General features: G+C 72.6%; 13 protein-coding genes. 10 read left to right on the top strand and 3 right to left on the bottom strand.

Annotation, left to right across the window (positions count from 1 at the left end; all coding sequences use genetic code 11):
- Nucleotides 1-35 precede the first annotated feature (35 nt).
- Complete coding sequence (locus IF61_RS0101580; RefSeq protein WP_030364331.1) at nucleotides 36-680, bottom strand: TetR/AcrR family transcriptional regulator; 645 nt, start codon at nucleotides 678-680, stop codon at nucleotides 36-38.
- Between the two features lie 158 nt (nucleotides 681-838).
- On the opposite strand from IF61_RS0101580, the gene IF61_RS0101575 reads away from it, so the two are divergent.
- The 8 genes from IF61_RS0101575 (at nucleotide 839) to IF61_RS0101540 (ending at nucleotide 11,386) form a co-directional block, all read left to right on the top strand.
- Nucleotides 839-2,065 (top strand): acyl-CoA dehydrogenase family protein, encoded by a 1,227-nt coding sequence (locus IF61_RS0101575; protein ID WP_030364330.1) that lies wholly within the window; start codon nucleotides 839-841, stop codon nucleotides 2,063-2,065.
- 15 nt (nucleotides 2,066-2,080) lie between these two features.
- A complete protein-coding gene (locus tag IF61_RS0101570) occupies nucleotides 2,081-2,479 on the top strand; it encodes a VOC family protein (RefSeq protein WP_030364329.1) in 399 nt (132 codons plus the stop codon).
- A gap of 247 nt (nucleotides 2,480-2,726) precedes the next feature.
- A complete protein-coding gene (locus tag IF61_RS0101565; RefSeq protein WP_030364328.1) occupies nucleotides 2,727-4,367 on the top strand; it encodes a sigma-70 family RNA polymerase sigma factor in 1,641 nt (546 codons plus the stop codon).
- Between the two features lie 148 nt (nucleotides 4,368-4,515).
- Nucleotides 4,516-6,513: an RICIN domain-containing protein gene (locus IF61_RS0101560; protein WP_245684358.1), complete on the top strand. Its 1,998-nt coding sequence runs from the start codon at nucleotides 4,516-4,518 to the stop codon at nucleotides 6,511-6,513.
- 146 nt (nucleotides 6,514-6,659) lie between these two features.
- Nucleotides 6,660-7,289: a hypothetical protein gene (locus tag IF61_RS0101555; RefSeq protein ID WP_030364326.1), complete on the top strand. Its 630-nt coding sequence runs from the start codon at nucleotides 6,660-6,662 to the stop codon at nucleotides 7,287-7,289.
- 379 nt (nucleotides 7,290-7,668) lie between these two features.
- Nucleotides 7,669-9,189 (top strand): FAD/NAD(P)-binding protein, encoded by a 1,521-nt coding sequence (locus tag IF61_RS36165; RefSeq protein WP_169748792.1) that lies wholly within the window; start codon nucleotides 7,669-7,671, stop codon nucleotides 9,187-9,189.
- Nucleotides 9,190-9,227: 38 nt separating this feature from the next.
- On the top strand, nucleotides 9,228-10,133 hold the full coding sequence (locus IF61_RS33150; RefSeq protein ID WP_052392308.1) for a formyltransferase family protein: 906 nt from the start codon (nucleotides 9,228-9,230) through the stop codon (nucleotides 10,131-10,133).
- Complete coding sequence (locus IF61_RS0101540) at nucleotides 10,130-11,386, top strand: MFS transporter (protein ID WP_052392307.1); 1,257 nt, start codon at nucleotides 10,130-10,132, stop codon at nucleotides 11,384-11,386. Before IF61_RS33150 ends, IF61_RS0101540 begins: the two co-directional genes overlap by 4 nt.
- 141 nt (nucleotides 11,387-11,527) lie before the next feature.
- Here IF61_RS0101540 and IF61_RS0101535 read toward each other — a convergent pair whose 3' ends face one another.
- The gene (locus tag IF61_RS0101535) at nucleotides 11,528-12,511 is read right to left on the bottom strand and encodes an alpha/beta fold hydrolase (protein WP_030364322.1); all 984 of its coding nucleotides are present in this window, start codon (nucleotides 12,509-12,511) and stop codon (nucleotides 11,528-11,530) included.
- Between the two features lie 184 nt (nucleotides 12,512-12,695).
- On the opposite strand from IF61_RS0101535, the gene IF61_RS0101530 reads away from it, so the two are divergent.
- Complete coding sequence (locus tag IF61_RS0101530) at nucleotides 12,696-13,109, top strand: hypothetical protein (protein WP_030364321.1); 414 nt, start codon at nucleotides 12,696-12,698, stop codon at nucleotides 13,107-13,109.
- A gap of 91 nt (nucleotides 13,110-13,200) precedes the next feature.
- On the opposite strand, the gene IF61_RS0101525 is transcribed toward IF61_RS0101530, so the two are convergent.
- Nucleotides 13,201-13,503, bottom strand: coding sequence for a hypothetical protein (locus tag IF61_RS0101525; protein ID WP_030364320.1), 303 nt, complete (start codon nucleotides 13,501-13,503; stop codon nucleotides 13,201-13,203).
- A 241-nt stretch (nucleotides 13,504-13,744) separates the two neighbouring features.
- On the opposite strand from IF61_RS0101525, the gene IF61_RS0101520 reads away from it, so the two are divergent.
- Nucleotides 13,745-14,137 (top strand): YunG family protein, encoded by a 393-nt coding sequence (locus tag IF61_RS0101520; protein ID WP_030364319.1) that lies wholly within the window; start codon nucleotides 13,745-13,747, stop codon nucleotides 14,135-14,137.
- Nucleotides 14,138-14,222 lie beyond the last annotated feature (85 nt).

Genomic DNA, 14,222 nt, shown 5'->3' with positions numbered 1-14,222 from the left:
TACGGGCGGCCGGCCGCGGCGCGCTTTTCAGCTCTTCAGAAGCCGGGCCCGCCCGGCAGGTCGCCCGAGTAGGCGAGCCGGCCCCACAGCAGGTCCGCGAGGTGCCGCACGAGGTGCTCGCGCGGGAAGGGGCGCTCGCGCAGCCACCAGTCGCCGGCCGCGTGCATCATGCCCACGATGCCGTGGCCCCAGGTGCGCGCCAGCTCGTCGCTGCCCGGGCCGAGGTCGACGCGCTCGGATATGACCTGGGCGAGCTCCTCGCCCATCCGCCGCAGCAGGGGTGCCGAGTGCCGCCCCACGTCGAAGCCGCCCTCGGAGGGCTGGCCCTCGTCGGCGGGGTGCATCAAGAAGCGGTAGACCTGCGGCCGGGCCTCTATGGCCGCGAGGTAGCTGTCGAGCGTCCGCTCGACGCGGTCGCGGCGCTCGGCCGGGGCGTCGAGCGCGGCCCGCAGCCCCACGAGCAGCGCGTCGGTGTGCCGGGCGGCCAGGGCGCGGTAGAGGCCGCCCTTGTCGCCGAAGTGCCGGTAGAGGATCGGCTTGGTGATGCCCGCCTCGGCGGCGATTGCGTTCATCGAGGCCCCCGGCCCCTCCCGCAGCACCACCCGGTCCGCGGCCTCGAGCAGCTCCTGGCGGCGGCGCTCCGCCGCGTGCTGCTGGTCCTCCCGCTGACTGGTTTCCATATGACCTGCCTCCCCGCCCCTGTGAATCCTGATGCCTGCGCAACGTAACACCCGCTCCACCCAGCGAATCCGGGAGGCGGGACGGTTGACACTACTACCGGTCGGTAACATACTCGCGTTACCGCGAGTAATGCCGTGCCGAGGGGTGGGAGGGCCGCGTGGCCGAGTTCACGATGGAGCTCAACGAGGACCAGCGGGGTGTGCGCGACTGGATCCACGGCTTTGCCGCCGAGGTGATGCGCCCGGCCGCCGCCGAGTGGGACGAGCGCGAGGAGTTCCCCTGGCCGGTCGTCCAGGAAGCGGCCCGCATCGGCCTCTACTCCCTCGACTTCTACGCCCAGCAGTTCTTCGACCCCACCGGCCTCGGCATCCCCATGGCCATGGAGGAGCTCTTCTGGGGCGATGCCGGCCTCGGCCTCGCCATCACCGGCACCGGCCTCGCCGCCATCGGCGTCCTCACCAACGGCACCGAGGAGCAGATCGGCACCTGGCTCCCGCAGATGTACGGCGACGCCGACGACGTGAAGATCGCCGCCTTCTGCTCCTCCGAGCCCGACGCGGGCTCCGACGTCTCCGCCATGCGCACCCGCGCCGTCTACGACGAGGCCAAGGACGAATGGGTGCTCAACGGGACGAAGACCTGGGCGACGAACGGCGGCATCGCGAACGTCCACGTCGTCGTCGCGGTCGTGGACCCCGAGCTGGGCGCGCGCGGCCACGCCTCCTTCATCGTTCCGCCGGGTACGCCGGGGCTCTCCCAGGGCCAGAAGTTCAAGAAGCACGGCATCCGCGCCTCGCACACCGCCGAGGTCGTCCTCGACGGCGTGCGCCTCCCCGGCCACTGCCTCCTCGGCGGCAAGGACAAGCTGGACGAGCGCCTGGCCCGCGCCCGCGAGCGCGTGCGCGCCGGCGGTGCCCGTACGCACAACGCCGCCATGGCCACCTTCGAGGCCTCCCGCCCCACGGTCGGCGCCCAGGCCGTCGGCATCGCCCGCGCCGCGTACGAGGTGGCGCTCGACTACGCCCAGACGCGCGTCCAGTTCGGCCGGCCCGTCATCGACAACCAGGGCGTCGCCTTCCAGCTCGCCGACATGCGCACCCGTATCGACGCCGCGCGGCTGCTGGTGTGGCGCGCGTCCTGGATGGCCACCGCGGGCAAGCCCTTCACCTCGGCGGAGGGCTCGATGTCCAAACTCTTCGCGGGCGAGACGGCGAAGGCCGTCACGGCCCAGGCGATGCAGATCCTCGGCGGGAACGGCTATACGCGCGATTACCCGGTGGAGCGCATGCATAGGGATGCGGCCATTTACACCATTTTTGAGGGCACGAGCGAGATCCAGCGGCTGGTGATCGCCCGTACGATCTCGGACGTACCGATCCGCTGAACCGGGGGCGTGGGCGTGCTGCACCATCTGGAGCTGTGGGTGCCCGACCTGCAGCGGGCCGAGAAGAGCTTCGGCTGGCTGCTCGGCGCCCTGGGCTGCACGCCCTACCAGCACTGGGAGCACGGTCGCAGCTGGCGGCTGGGCGCTTTCTATCTCGTCGTCGAGCAGTCGCCCGCGCTCACGGGCGGCACCCACGAGCGGCGCGGGCCGGGCATGAACCACGTCGCCTTCCGCGTGGAGAGCCGGGCGGCCGTCGACGCGCTCGTGGAGGAGGCTCCCGGGCACGGCTGGCGGCTGATGTTCCCCGACCGGCACCCCTTCGCCGGCGGGCCCGGCCACTACGCCGCGTACCTGGAGAACGAGGACGGCTTCGAGGTCGAACTCGTCGCCGTCACGGCGGGGGACGCCCCCTGACCGGTGGCTCCTGACGGGAACTTCCGGCGGTGCTTCCGACGGCCGTGACCGTCGCCTGCTGCCGGCGTCGTACGGCCCGGAACGGGGCCGAGAACCGGGCCCTCGCCCGGGTGTGAGCACCCGTCATACCCACCCCGGCAAAAAAGATTCCGCCGAACCGCAGATTTTTCTGTTATCCGCTACGCGCCCCCTGGTCTCCCATGCGTAAGACCGCCGATGCGGTGGAGCGGAAAGAGGTGGGCGGAACGTGAACTTGGACAGCACGGCCGGTGTGGTCGAAGCGGCACGCGACGGGGACCGCGCGGCACAGGGCGAGCTGGTCGCCGCATGCCTGCCCCTGGTCTACAACATCGTCGGCCGGGCCCTGAACGGCCACGCGGACGTCGACGACGTCGTGCAGGAGACCATGATCCGGATGGTCGGCGGCCTGGGCGGGCTGCGGGACCCCGAAGGGTTCCGGTCGTGGCTCGTCGCGATCACGATGAACCAGATCCGCAGCCACTGGCGCAAGGAGCGGGGGGACCGCAAGGACGCCCCCGCGGGCGGCCCGCAGGAGGTGGCCGAGGCCGCCGCCCCCGAGCCCGACTTCGTCGACTGGTCGATCCTCCGCCTCGGCCTGCAGGGCCAGCGCAGGCAGGCCGCCGAGGCCACGCGCTGGCTCGACGGCGACGACCAGGTCGTCATGTCGCTGTGGTGGCTGGAGGCCGCGGGCGAGCTGAACCGCGCCGAGGTCGCCGCGGCCCTGGGCCGCTCGCCGCAGTACACCGCCGTCCGCGTCCAGCGCACCAAGACGCAGCTGGAGACCGCCCGCGTCGTCGTCCGCGCCCTCGCCACGACCCCGCGCTGCCCCGAGCTCACCGCCGTCCTCGGGGGCTGGGACGGAGCGCCGGGCCCGCTGTGGCGCAAGCGCATCGCCCGGCACGCGCGCGGCTGTTCCGACTGCGGCGGGCACTGGTCCGCGCTGGTGCCCGCGGAAGGGCTGCTCGCCGGCCTCGGGCTGGTCCCCCTCGGGGCCGCCCTGCTGGGCCGGCTGACCGGGAGCGCGATGGGCGACGCCATGACGGCCTGCGCCGCGGCGGGCCCCGCGGAGACCGCCCCGGCCGCCCCCTCTTGGTCCGGCGACGGCGCGCGCCTGGCCCGCCGGGCCGTCGTCGCCGGTGTCATCGCCGTCGTCGTGGCGGGCGCCCTGGGCGGCGGCCCGCAGCTCTTCAGCGCCGCCCCCAAGAGCGCGGCTCCGCAGGCTCCGGGCGGCCCCGTCGAGGTCGTCCCGGTCACCGCCGGCGGCCCCACGCCGACCGCGCCCGAGCGCACCGACGCCACGCCCGTAGCCCGCTCCGAGAACAACGGGCGGCCCCCCGTACGCGAATCCGCCGCTCCCGCACCGCCGGCCCCGGCCGTCACCCCGTCCGTCACTCCGGCCACGGACAAGGCACCCGGCCGGACCGGCGCGCCGCCCGGACCGGGCAGGAAGCCCGCCGCGGAGGCGTCGCCCCGGCGCACCCCGCCGCCCGTTCCGGGGACGGACCTCGCGCAAGAGGTCGTCCGCATCGTCAACACCGAGCGCGCCAAGGCCGGTTGCGGACCCGTCCGCCGCAGCGCCGAACTGGTCGCCTTCGCCCAGCGCCGCACCGACGACACGGCGCCGCACACCCCGCTGAACCAGTGGTCCGCGTTCGCCCGCGGCATGGCCGCGCCCGGCCACCACTGGAGCACGTACGGGGTGAACGCCTCCACCGGCCAGGGCAGCGCCTCCGCCGTCGTCACCGCGTGGATGAACGACCCCGGGCAGCGCAGGACCGTCCTCAACTGCGCCTACACCGAGATCGGCGTCGGCGTCACCTTCACCTACGACGGACCGCGCTGGCTGCAGGTCTTCGCCGCGCGCTGAGCCGGGCCGCGCCCGGCCACGGCACTCCGAGCCTCTTTCCCCGCCGGGCGGGCCCCGCGCCGCGCCCGGCCGTCCCGCAAGCCCCCCACCGAAGGGAACTCCCTTGCCACGCAAACACAGCCACCGCCGCAGCAGAACCGGCCGCCGCGTGATACTCACGGCGGCCGCGGCCGCCGCGGCCGCCGGCATCACCTTCGGCGTCATCAGCGCCGGATCCGCGAGCCCGGGCGGCGGCCCGCAGCCCGGGGCGGTGAGCGCCCCCGCCTCCGAGCCCGTCCACAAGAAGCCGCCCGCCCCGCTCACCTCGGCCCCCAAGGCCGACAAGCGCCGCGGCCTCGTCTACGAGGGCCTCAAGCCCGCCCCCAAGGGCGACCGCTGCGTCGGCGTCTACAGCGTCTCCCGGGCCGGCCTGTGCACCCACGGCCCGGACGCCCCGCCCAAGGGCATCGACATCACCAAGGACACCCCGCCCGCGGCCAAGGGCACCGCCGGGCCCTCGTCCCTGACCGGCGACGGCGAGCAGGCTCCCTCGGCCACCGAGGCCCTGCGCGGCGCACCGGCCGTGATCGACGCCCGTAAGGGCGGCGTGGCCGCGGCCGCCGCCGCACCGGGCCCCGGCACCGGCTCGCCGGCCGGCCCGCAGGACGGCTCCGGCTCCAAGGTCGTCTGCGAGGGCGACGGCACCACCGGCAACCGCGTCCAGGTGCTGTACGTGCACGCCCCCGGCCGCGACCGGTTCGGCCAGTACGCGGCCTCCTTCAAGCAGTGGGCGGCCGAGACCGACGTCATCTACAACGCCAGCGCCAAGGAGACCGGCGGCGAGCGCCACGTCCGCTACGTCACCGAGGCCGACTGCACCGTCTCCGTCCTGGACGTCGAGGTCTCCGCGGGCGACCTGCAGGAGTTCGGGGCGATGAACAACGCCCTGGCCGCCAAGGGCTTCAACCGCCGCGACCGCAAGTACATGGTCTTCGCGGACGCCCAGGTCTACTGCGGCATCGGAACCTTCAACGGCGACGAGCGCCCCGGCCAGGACAACCTCAGCAACTTCGGGCCCTCCTACGGGCGCACGGACTCCGGCTGCTGGGGCGGCAGCACGCCCGCCCACGAACTCGGCCACAACCTCGGCGCGGTCAACAACAGCGCCCCGCACACCAGCAAGGCCGCGCACTGCGTCGACGAGTGGGACATCATGTGCTACTCGGACGCCCCGTACTACCCGAAGATGCAGACCATCTGCCCCGACCGGGCGAACGACAACCGCCTGGACTGCGGCCACGACGACTACTTCCACACCAACCCCAAGCCGGGCAGCTACCTGGCCACCCACTGGAACATCGCGAACAACCGCTTCCTGATGGCCGATGGCGGCACCACCAACCCCGACCCCGGCCCCACGCCGACCCGGACGCCCGGCCCCGGCCCGACGCGGCAGCCGTCCGCCGGCCCCGACGCCCAGGTCAGCCAGATCACCCCGAACTCCGCCGTGGTCAGCTGGACGAAGGTCCCCTCGGCCACCGGCTACGACCTGCTGGTCGACGGGAAGAAGACGGCCGACGTCAAGGACACCGTCGTCCGCCTCACCAACCTCACCCCCGGCACCGCCTACAAGGTCGCCGTCGCCGCGCGCGGAACCGACGGCAAGACCTCCGCGCCCGGCCGCGCCGCGGCCTTCCGTACCCTCCCCGCGGACGGCGGCTCCCCGGTCCGCCCGGGCACCCCGTACCTGATGGTCAACGGCCTCACCGGCCAGGCCGTCGACCTGTGGGGCGGCTCCGCCGCGGACGGCACCGTCGCCATCGCCTACCAGCGGCACGGCTACGCCAACCAGCAGTGGGTCTTCGAGAACGCCGGCGGCGGCGCGCTGCGCCTGAAGTCGGCCCAGAGCGGCAAGTGCCTCGAACTGGGCAGCGGCGGACAGGCCGTGTCCGGCCAGTACGTCGCCCAGCGGCCGTGCCGCGACACGGCCGCGCAGAAGTGGCGGCTGAACGGCGCCGGCGGCGGGGCGTACGTCCTGCAGCCCGAGGGCTCCTCCCTGGTGCTGGGCATCAGCAAGCGCTGGTACTACGGCGGCTGGCTGCTCGAACTCCAGCCGAAGAACGGCCAGGGCTACCAGAACTGGACCCTGGCGAAGGCCGCCTCCTGACGGCTGACTCCTGACGGCCGTCCCTCGACGGCCGTCCCCTGATCCGGGCCGGCGACCGCTGTTCCCCATCCCCCCACCGGCGGTCGCCGGCCCTCCCTGCCCTGCTCACCCACCCAAGCCCACACCTTCCCCGGAGGAACGCCGCGATGAAGCCCCGCCCCGTCACCCTGGCCCCCGCGCTCGGCTGTGCCGCCGCCCTGCTGGTCCTGGGCACGCCCGCGCCGGCCGCCGCGCACGGCGACACCATCCACTTCACCGTCGGCGGCGCGCAGTCGGACGGTCACGTACGGGCCGTGGCGGCCTGGGACAACGACGGCGACCCCGTGGACGAGCCGGTGGCCGGCACCCTGACGGCCACCGGCCGGGACGGGCGCACCCTCGGGCCGTGGCAGCTCGTGGCCGCCGGGGGCGAGAAGGCGGCCTACACCACCCGCGAAGCCCTGCCGCCGGGCAGCTGGAAGGTCGTCGTCCACAGCGGCTTCCCGGACCTCGGCCACGGCGAGGGCACGGTTGACGTGGCGGCCCAGGGCGAAGCAGCCAAGGGCGAAGGGGCCCGTGGCGAAGCCGGGAGCGGCCCCGTTCCGGCCGCCACGGCGCCCCCGGCGGCCAAGTCCGCGCCGTCCGGCCACAGCGCCGCCCCGCGGGAAGCGGCGTCCTCATCCCGTACAGGCCTCGCCGTCGGCGCCGGTGCGGCGGCCGTCGTGATCGCGGCCGTGGGTGGCGTGCTCCTGTACCGCGCCTGGCGGTCGAGGAATGGCCGCGCGGCATCCGCGTGAGGCGCGGCCGACAGCGAGCGGGCCGGGTACCGCTGAGCCTCCTGGGCCGGGGCAGGGGCATCACTCCCGTCCGGAGGCCGGGGTGGGCCGGCCGGAGTGGAGGTGCCGGTTGCGGTGCCGGTCTTTTGCCAATCCTTGAGCGACTGCAAGGCGTCTCTTTTCCGCGAGCCTCGGATCACGGCGATGCCGGGGCGTACCTCTCCGGCCACTCCCGGAGCCGGCCGACCATGGCAACGCGGCCGATTTCGATGGTCATTGACGGGGGATTTGGTCCCCTTTCCGACAACTCCGTGCACCCTGCAACGACTCCTGTGAGCCGTTGCTAGGTGGCTTGATTTCAGTATTGGGCGCAAAAGATCTACGTTGTTACGCTCGCCGAGTGAACGCGATCAAGGGCCGAGGTCCGCACTCGGAAAGAGTTGTCGCTGTCGTGGGCGCAGGGGCCAGCGGCATTCTCACGACGACCCAACTCATCGCCCAGGCAGCTGTTTTAAGTCGCGACTACAAGTTACGCATCCAACTCTTCGACCACACCGGCGAGCCGGCGACCGGTCCCGCTTACGGCACGCCGCACGAATGTCATATTCTCAACATGCGTGCAGCCACCATGAGCATGTACAGCGACCGTCCGGACCACTTCCTCGACTGGATCGACTCGCGTATTCCGCAAGGGAGTCGACCGACCTCCGGAGATGCGTATATACCCCGCGCGCAATACGGCGGTTACCTTCGCGAGCAGTTGCGTGCCGCCGTTGAGGACGCCCACCGGCACGGCGTCGAGGTGGAGTTCGTGACGGCCCGCGTCACGGACTGTCTGCCCGGTGCCGGAAAGGCGCTCGTCCAGTGCGGGGACGTCGTATATTCCTGCGACGCCGCAGTGCTGTGCTCCGGGGACCTGCCGGGGAAGGGGCTGCCGGAGCTGGCCGGTTCTCCGGCGTACCTCCCCTCCGCCTGGCAGTACGACGACATCGCCGGGATCCCCTCGACCGCCTCGGTGGCCGTCATCGGCTCCAGCCTGACCGCCGTCGACGTGGTCGTCCTGCTCGACGCCCTCGGTCACCAGGGGGAAATCCACTGCTTCTCCCGCCTGCGGTCGCTGCCCAAGGTGCAGGGGGCGCCCACACCCTGGAAGTCGCAGTACGTCACCGAGGAGCGCGTCGAGGAACTGACCGCCGGCGGGGCACGGCAGGCCACCCTGGCCGAGATCGCCGGCCTCTTCCGGCAGGAGATCGAGCTGGCCACCGGAGCCCCCCTGGACTGGGAGGCGGCCCTGCGCTCGGCGCGCCGCCCGGTGGCCGAAACCCTGCCCGAGGACATCCGGGACGCCGCCGAGGGGCGCAACCGCTGGTACGCGGCGCTGGACGCCACCGGACACCTGGCCCCCCGTCTGTGGCACCGCATGGACGACGCCGCCAAGGAGGTCTTCCTGGCGAAGCACGCCTCGCTGTGGGCGATGTACCGGCACAGCATGCCGCTCCCCAACGCCGAGAAGCTCTGGCGGCTGGTGCGCGCGGGACAGCTGCATGCGCACACCGGCCTCCGGGCGGCCGTCGCGCACGGCGGGCGGCACACCCTCACCTGCGTCGAGGACGGCCGGAAACGGGAGTTCGGCGCGGACTACGTCGTCAACGCCACCGGGGCGTCACCGGACATCACCGAGCTGGACGACCCGCTGATCGGCAACCTGCGGCAGGCCGGCCGGCTGCGCCCGCACCGGCACGGCGGGGTCGATGTGGACTTCGAGACCGGCCGGTTGATCGGCCTTGACGGCACCGCGAGCGCGCCGGTGTACTTCGTCGGTCCGCTCACCCGGGGCGTGCACTTCTATACCAATTCGGTGGAGACCCTGCGCACGAACTCCACGGCCACGGCGCGGTCCGTGCTGCGCGATCTCGGCTAGTACCGGACAGCCCGGAATCTCCAAGGAAAGAAACCTTAATGACCCTGCAAGTCGCCTTCTTTGTCGGCAGCGATGTCACCTCGCACCTGGCGGTCAACGCGGCAGTGCGTTCGCTCGCCACGGAGGATGTCGGAATCCACCTTTTCCACACCGTGCAGAAACCGAACCCGGCGGCCCCGCGCGAACGCCGCGATCTGTTCTTCGTCGAGCACCAGCTGACGAATGACGTGCTCTACCCCCACCTTGACGCCGCGGCCGTGGCAGAGGGCCCGTACTACACTCCCGACGCCCTCGCCCGAATGGACCCGAAGCGCATCACGGTGCAGCGACTGGACAATGTCAACTCCCCCGACACCATCCAGGAATTGCGCCGCCGAGGGATAACCCTCGGCTTCTCGGTACGCTGTTACCAGAAATTCGGTGCCGATATCATCCAGTACTTCTCCGCGGCGGCCGGACACTCCGCGCTGCTCAACCTCCACCCGGGCGTCCTGCCCGCCTACCGCGGGGTGCTCACCTACGCCCGGGCCATGGCCAACTCCGATGCACACGCCGGGTTTACGCTGCACCACATCAATGCCGACTGGGACGCGGGTGATGTGCTGGCCTGCACCACCCAGCCGCTGGATCACGACCGCTCGGTGCTGGAGAACATGATCCGGCACCACCGGGCCGGCGCAGCCCTGATACACGAGGCGGTCGTCCAGACGCTCGGGGGCGAGCGGCTGCTGAGCGTTCCGCAGCCGGCGGCTGAGGCCCGTTACTACACCCACGCCACGCCGGAGGAAATGACCGTCATCCAGGACAAGGGGATCCGTCTGTTCCGGGCCGAGCCCGTCATCGGGACACTGGTCCGCGCCTTCTGCGCCGACGGCGGCAGCGCGGCGCGCGCGGCGCACAAGGTCCTGCGGGACGCCGTCGTCGGCGCCGGGATCCTGCCGTGACGCCCGCGGCCGGTCCCCCGAAGAGCGGCGCGGCGGACGGCGCGCTCGGCCGGACGCTCACGATCGTGCTCACCCTGGCCTGCGCGGTCACCTCGTCCAACATCTACATCAACCAGCCCGTCCTGACCGACATGGCGAGCTCCTTCGGAGTCTCCGAGGGCGCGATGGGCTCGGTCCCGACGGCCACGCAGTTCGGCTACGCGCTCGGCATCCTGCTGCTCGTCCCGCTCGGCGACACCCGCGACCGCCGCAAGCTGATCCTGTCCCTGGGGGCCGCGACGACGGTGGCACTGGCCGCCGCCGCGCTCTCCCCCAACCTCGCGGTCCTCACCGTCGTCAGCTTCCTGCTGGGCGCCCTCACCCCGATTCCGCAGATCGTCGTCCCGCTCGCCGTGGCGCTCACCGGCGGTCAGGCCAAGGGCCGGACCGTCGGCGTCCTCCAGGGCGGCCTGCTGGTCGGCCTGCTGGCCTCCCGCACCTACGCCGGGGCGCTGGCCGACCTCGTGGGCTGGCGCTGGGTCTACGGCTGCTCGGTCGCGCTGATGGTGATGCTCCTGGTCCTGCTGTTCTTCGCGCTGCCCAAGGGCATCACCGGCAGTGCCGCGATGCCGTACGGCGATCTGCTCAAGAGCCTGCCGAAGCTGTTCCGGGGCAGCCCGCTGGTGCGCCGGGTGTGTACGTCCGGGGCACTGGTCGGCGTCTCCTTCGGCGCCTTCTGGACGACGCTCGCCTTCGTCCTTCAGGACTCCTACGGCTACGGGCCGGGCATCGCCGGGCTGTTCGGCCTGGTCGCCGCGGCGAGCGCGCTCGGGTCGCCGCGGGCCGGCCGGCTGGCCGACCGCAAGGGGGGCCGCTATACCCAGACGGTGCTGCTGGTCGTCTCGCTGGCCGGCTGGGCGGCGCTCGCGGGCGGCAAGGAATGGCTGGCCCTGATGGTGCTGGGCGTCATCCTGCTGGACGTCGGTGTATGGGGCAACCAGGTCGTCAACCAGGCCATGCTCTTCAAGCTCGATGCAGGGCAGCACAGCAGGCTCAACACCCTCTACTTCACCACCCGTTTCCTGGGGATCGCGACGGGCTCCCTCATCGGTTCCCAGATCTGGAACGCGGGAGGGTGGTACGCCGTCGCCGTCCTCGGGGTGGGTGCTCTGCTGCTGGCCGCGCCGATCCTGTGCACCACCCGTGACGCGCGACCGGTGGGCGACGCCCCGGCCGGCACCACCGCCGAGGAGGCCGCCTCCCGGGCGGGCTGACCACGCATCGGGCCGCCGAGCGCGAGGGGGCACCGGGCGGACCTGCGCAGGGCGCGCGGGCCCCGGCCGGGCGGGACCTCAGTCCTGCCCGGCGATGGCGGGGAGCTCACCCGATCGGGTGGAAGTGGTACGGGGCTGCCGTCACGCACCCAGGGAGGCCAGGAAACCCAGCAGCGCGGCGTTGACCTCGTCGGGGCGCTCCTGCTGCGTCCAGTGGCCGCAGCCGGCCAGGGTCACGCTGCGGTGCAGGCGCGGCACCTGCGTCTCCAGCGACGCCACCACCTGCGCGACACCGGGGAAGGACCCTACGAGGTCGCGGTCGCCCGCCACGTACAGCGCGGGCACCTCGATGCGGCGGCCGTCGAAGGGCGCGAGGAGCTCCCAGTTCCGGTCGATGTTGCGGTACCAGTTGAGGCCGCCGGTGAAGGCGCGGTCGCCGTGCGCGGAGTACTCGCGGACGAACGTGGCCACGTCCTCCTCGGTGAGCCAGCCCGGCAGCTCCTTCGGCTCCGGCATCGTCTCCAGGATCGTGCTGCCGGCCGGGATGACCCACGGGCTCGGCTCCTCGGTCCGCGGGCTGTCGCCCGACGCGCCCACCAGGAACCCCCGGAACGTCGCCGCCGGATCCCGCACCAACTCCGCGTCGGCGACGCCCGGTTCCTGGAAGTACAGCTGGTAGAACCCGTCGCCGAGCAGGCGGCGCAGGGCCGGCAGCGGGGCCGCCGGGCCGCGCGGCGCCGGCGGCACGCTCAGGCCGGCCACGCCGCGCACGACGTCGGGCCGCAGCAGCGCCGTCGTCCAGGCGACCGGCGCGCCCCAGTCGTGCCCGACGAGCACCGCGCTGTCCTCGCCGAGGGCGTGGATCAGGCCGATCACGTCACCGGCGAGGTGGAGCACGCTGTAGGCGCCGATGTCGCCGGGCTGCTCGCTGCGCGCATAGCCGCGCTGGTCCACGGCGACCACCCGGTAGCCGGCGCCGGCCAGGGGCCCGAACTGGTGCCGCCAGGAGTACCAGCATTCCGGGAAGCCGTGCAGGAGCACGACCAGCGGCCCCCGCCCCTGCTCGGCGATGTGCAGCCTGACTCCGTTGACCTCGACGAAGCTGTGCCCGACCGAGCTGTCCATGGCGTCCTCCTGGGGCGTAACGCCGGCGCGGTCACCGGCGTACTCCGTGGCGTACTCCACAGTAGGCGCAACTTCGGGGCGCGGACCCGGGATTCCCGATCCGCGGCGTGCTCCGGCGGCGGGGCGTTCGGCCGGGTGGCGCGCTGCTGTTGCGCCGGCCGGCGGGGTGGGTCATGGGTAGGGCATGAGCGAATACGAGCGTTCCCGGACGATGCCCGATCTCCCCGAGCACGTCTTCGACCAGGCGAGCGTCATCACCTGGTTCAGCAGCTGGCTCCCGGACGAGGTGCACGTCCGGCCCGGGGACCCGCCGGCCGTGGCCGTCCACGAGGACCGCACCGGCCTGGACGCGCCCGCGCTGCTCCACGCGGACCGGGAGCGGATGCGGCTGGAGTGGGGAGCGCTGGAGGGCGGCAGCGGATACACGGGATGGCTCCAGGTGGCCGGCTACGACACCGGGGCGAGCGAGGTCACCGTCCACCTCTCGTTCTCCGACCGGCGGCACGACCCGGGGGAGGAGGCCGTGCTCGGCGCCCTCGACCGGAGCCTCGCGCGGCTGGAGGAGCAGGTGCGGCTCCGGGTCGAGGACGCCGGATAGGGGCGATCGCCCGCCACGGGCCGGATGGTCCGCTACGTGCCGGATCGCCCCTCCGGGCGGCCTCCGCGAGACCGGCTGCCTCGGAGCTCCGTCACCCCTCCGGGTTGGCCTCCAGGCAGGTCAGCTCGATGTCGTCGATGATGGCCTCGTTCGTCTGGCCCTTCAGGTGCGCGACGTTCTCGATGCCGACCGCCATCCAGCCCGACACGCTCATGACCAGCACCCGCAGCCCGTCCGTACCGTGCTCGGCGAGCACCCTGTCCGCGACCTTGAGGGCTTCCTCCGGCACGCGCTCCGCCGGTTCGAGGCCGACGATGGTGCGCATCAGCCCGATGGTGGTGTGCGAGATCTCCGGGGCGATCGCCCGCAGCCTCCGGTCCTCTTCCTCGTCCACGTGTCCTCGATTCTGTCCGTGATTCTGTCCGTCAGCGGGTCACGTGGAAGCACCCTAGGTGTCCGCGCGCCGGGAGCGCCCCCTCGCGCCGGCGGGTGATCCCCGTTGTGGGTGAACCGTGGTCAAGAAGCTCCCAAGTCGCCTTCGGATATGGCAGAACGCGCCCGCAAAGCGACCGGAGCAGGGCTGCTTCTGCCGGTGACTCCGGTCATTGTCAGTGCCTGGTGCCAGGATGCCCGGCATGACTCCTCGACTTCTCACCGACATCGAAAAAGCCCTGCGCAGCAGTTGGGGTGCCGACACGTGCACACCGGAGTGCCGGTCGCAGTGGACCCCGGCCAATCCCGCCCGCGACCAGTGCGGTGTCACTGCGCTGGTCCTCAACGACCTACTGGGTGGCGATTTGATCCGGGGCGAGGTCCGCGTCGGCGGCGTGCGGACCGACTACCACTGGTGGAACCGCCTGGGGGAGGGGGTGGAGATCGACCTCACGCGCGAGCAGTTCCGCCCCGAGGAGATCGTCACCGCAGGTGTGGTCATACCGCGCCCGCCGGAGATCAAGCGCCTGCGCGAGGAGTACGAACTGCTGCGCGCCCGGGTGCTGGAGAGGCTGGCGGGTTCCGCCGCGGCGTAGCGGGCCGCGACGCCTCGTCCGCACGTCCTCGGCCGGGCAGCCGCGCATGCCCGGCCGGGGGCGGTCCCGCGTCTCCGGTCGGGCG

The sequence above is a fragment of the Streptomyces roseoverticillatus genome (assembly GCF_000719265.1).
GTDB lineage: Bacteria > Actinomycetota > Actinomycetes > Streptomycetales > Streptomycetaceae > Streptomyces > Streptomyces roseoverticillatus.
This window is presented reverse-complemented; position numbering and strand designations above follow the sequence as displayed.

What these genes read in the sequence shown, in the direction of transcription:
- IF61_RS0101580 (WP_030364331.1), bottom strand. Translation starts at nt 680, where the DNA reads ATGGAAACCAGTCAGCGGGAGGACCAGCAGCACGCGGCGGAGCGCCGC.
- IF61_RS0101555 (WP_030364326.1), top strand. Translation starts at nt 6,660, where the DNA reads ATGAAGCCCCGCCCCGTCACCCTGGCCCCCGCGCTCGGCTGTGCCGCC.
- IF61_RS33150 (WP_052392308.1), top strand. Translation starts at nt 9,228, where the DNA reads ATGACCCTGCAAGTCGCCTTCTTTGTCGGCAGCGATGTCACCTCGCAC.
- IF61_RS0101535 (WP_030364322.1), bottom strand. Translation starts at nt 12,511, where the DNA reads ATGGACAGCTCGGTCGGGCACAGCTTCGTCGAGGTCAACGGAGTCAGG.
- IF61_RS0101530 (WP_030364321.1), top strand. Translation starts at nt 12,696, where the DNA reads ATGAGCGAATACGAGCGTTCCCGGACGATGCCCGATCTCCCCGAGCAC.
- IF61_RS0101520 (WP_030364319.1), top strand. Translation starts at nt 13,745, where the DNA reads ATGACTCCTCGACTTCTCACCGACATCGAAAAAGCCCTGCGCAGCAGT.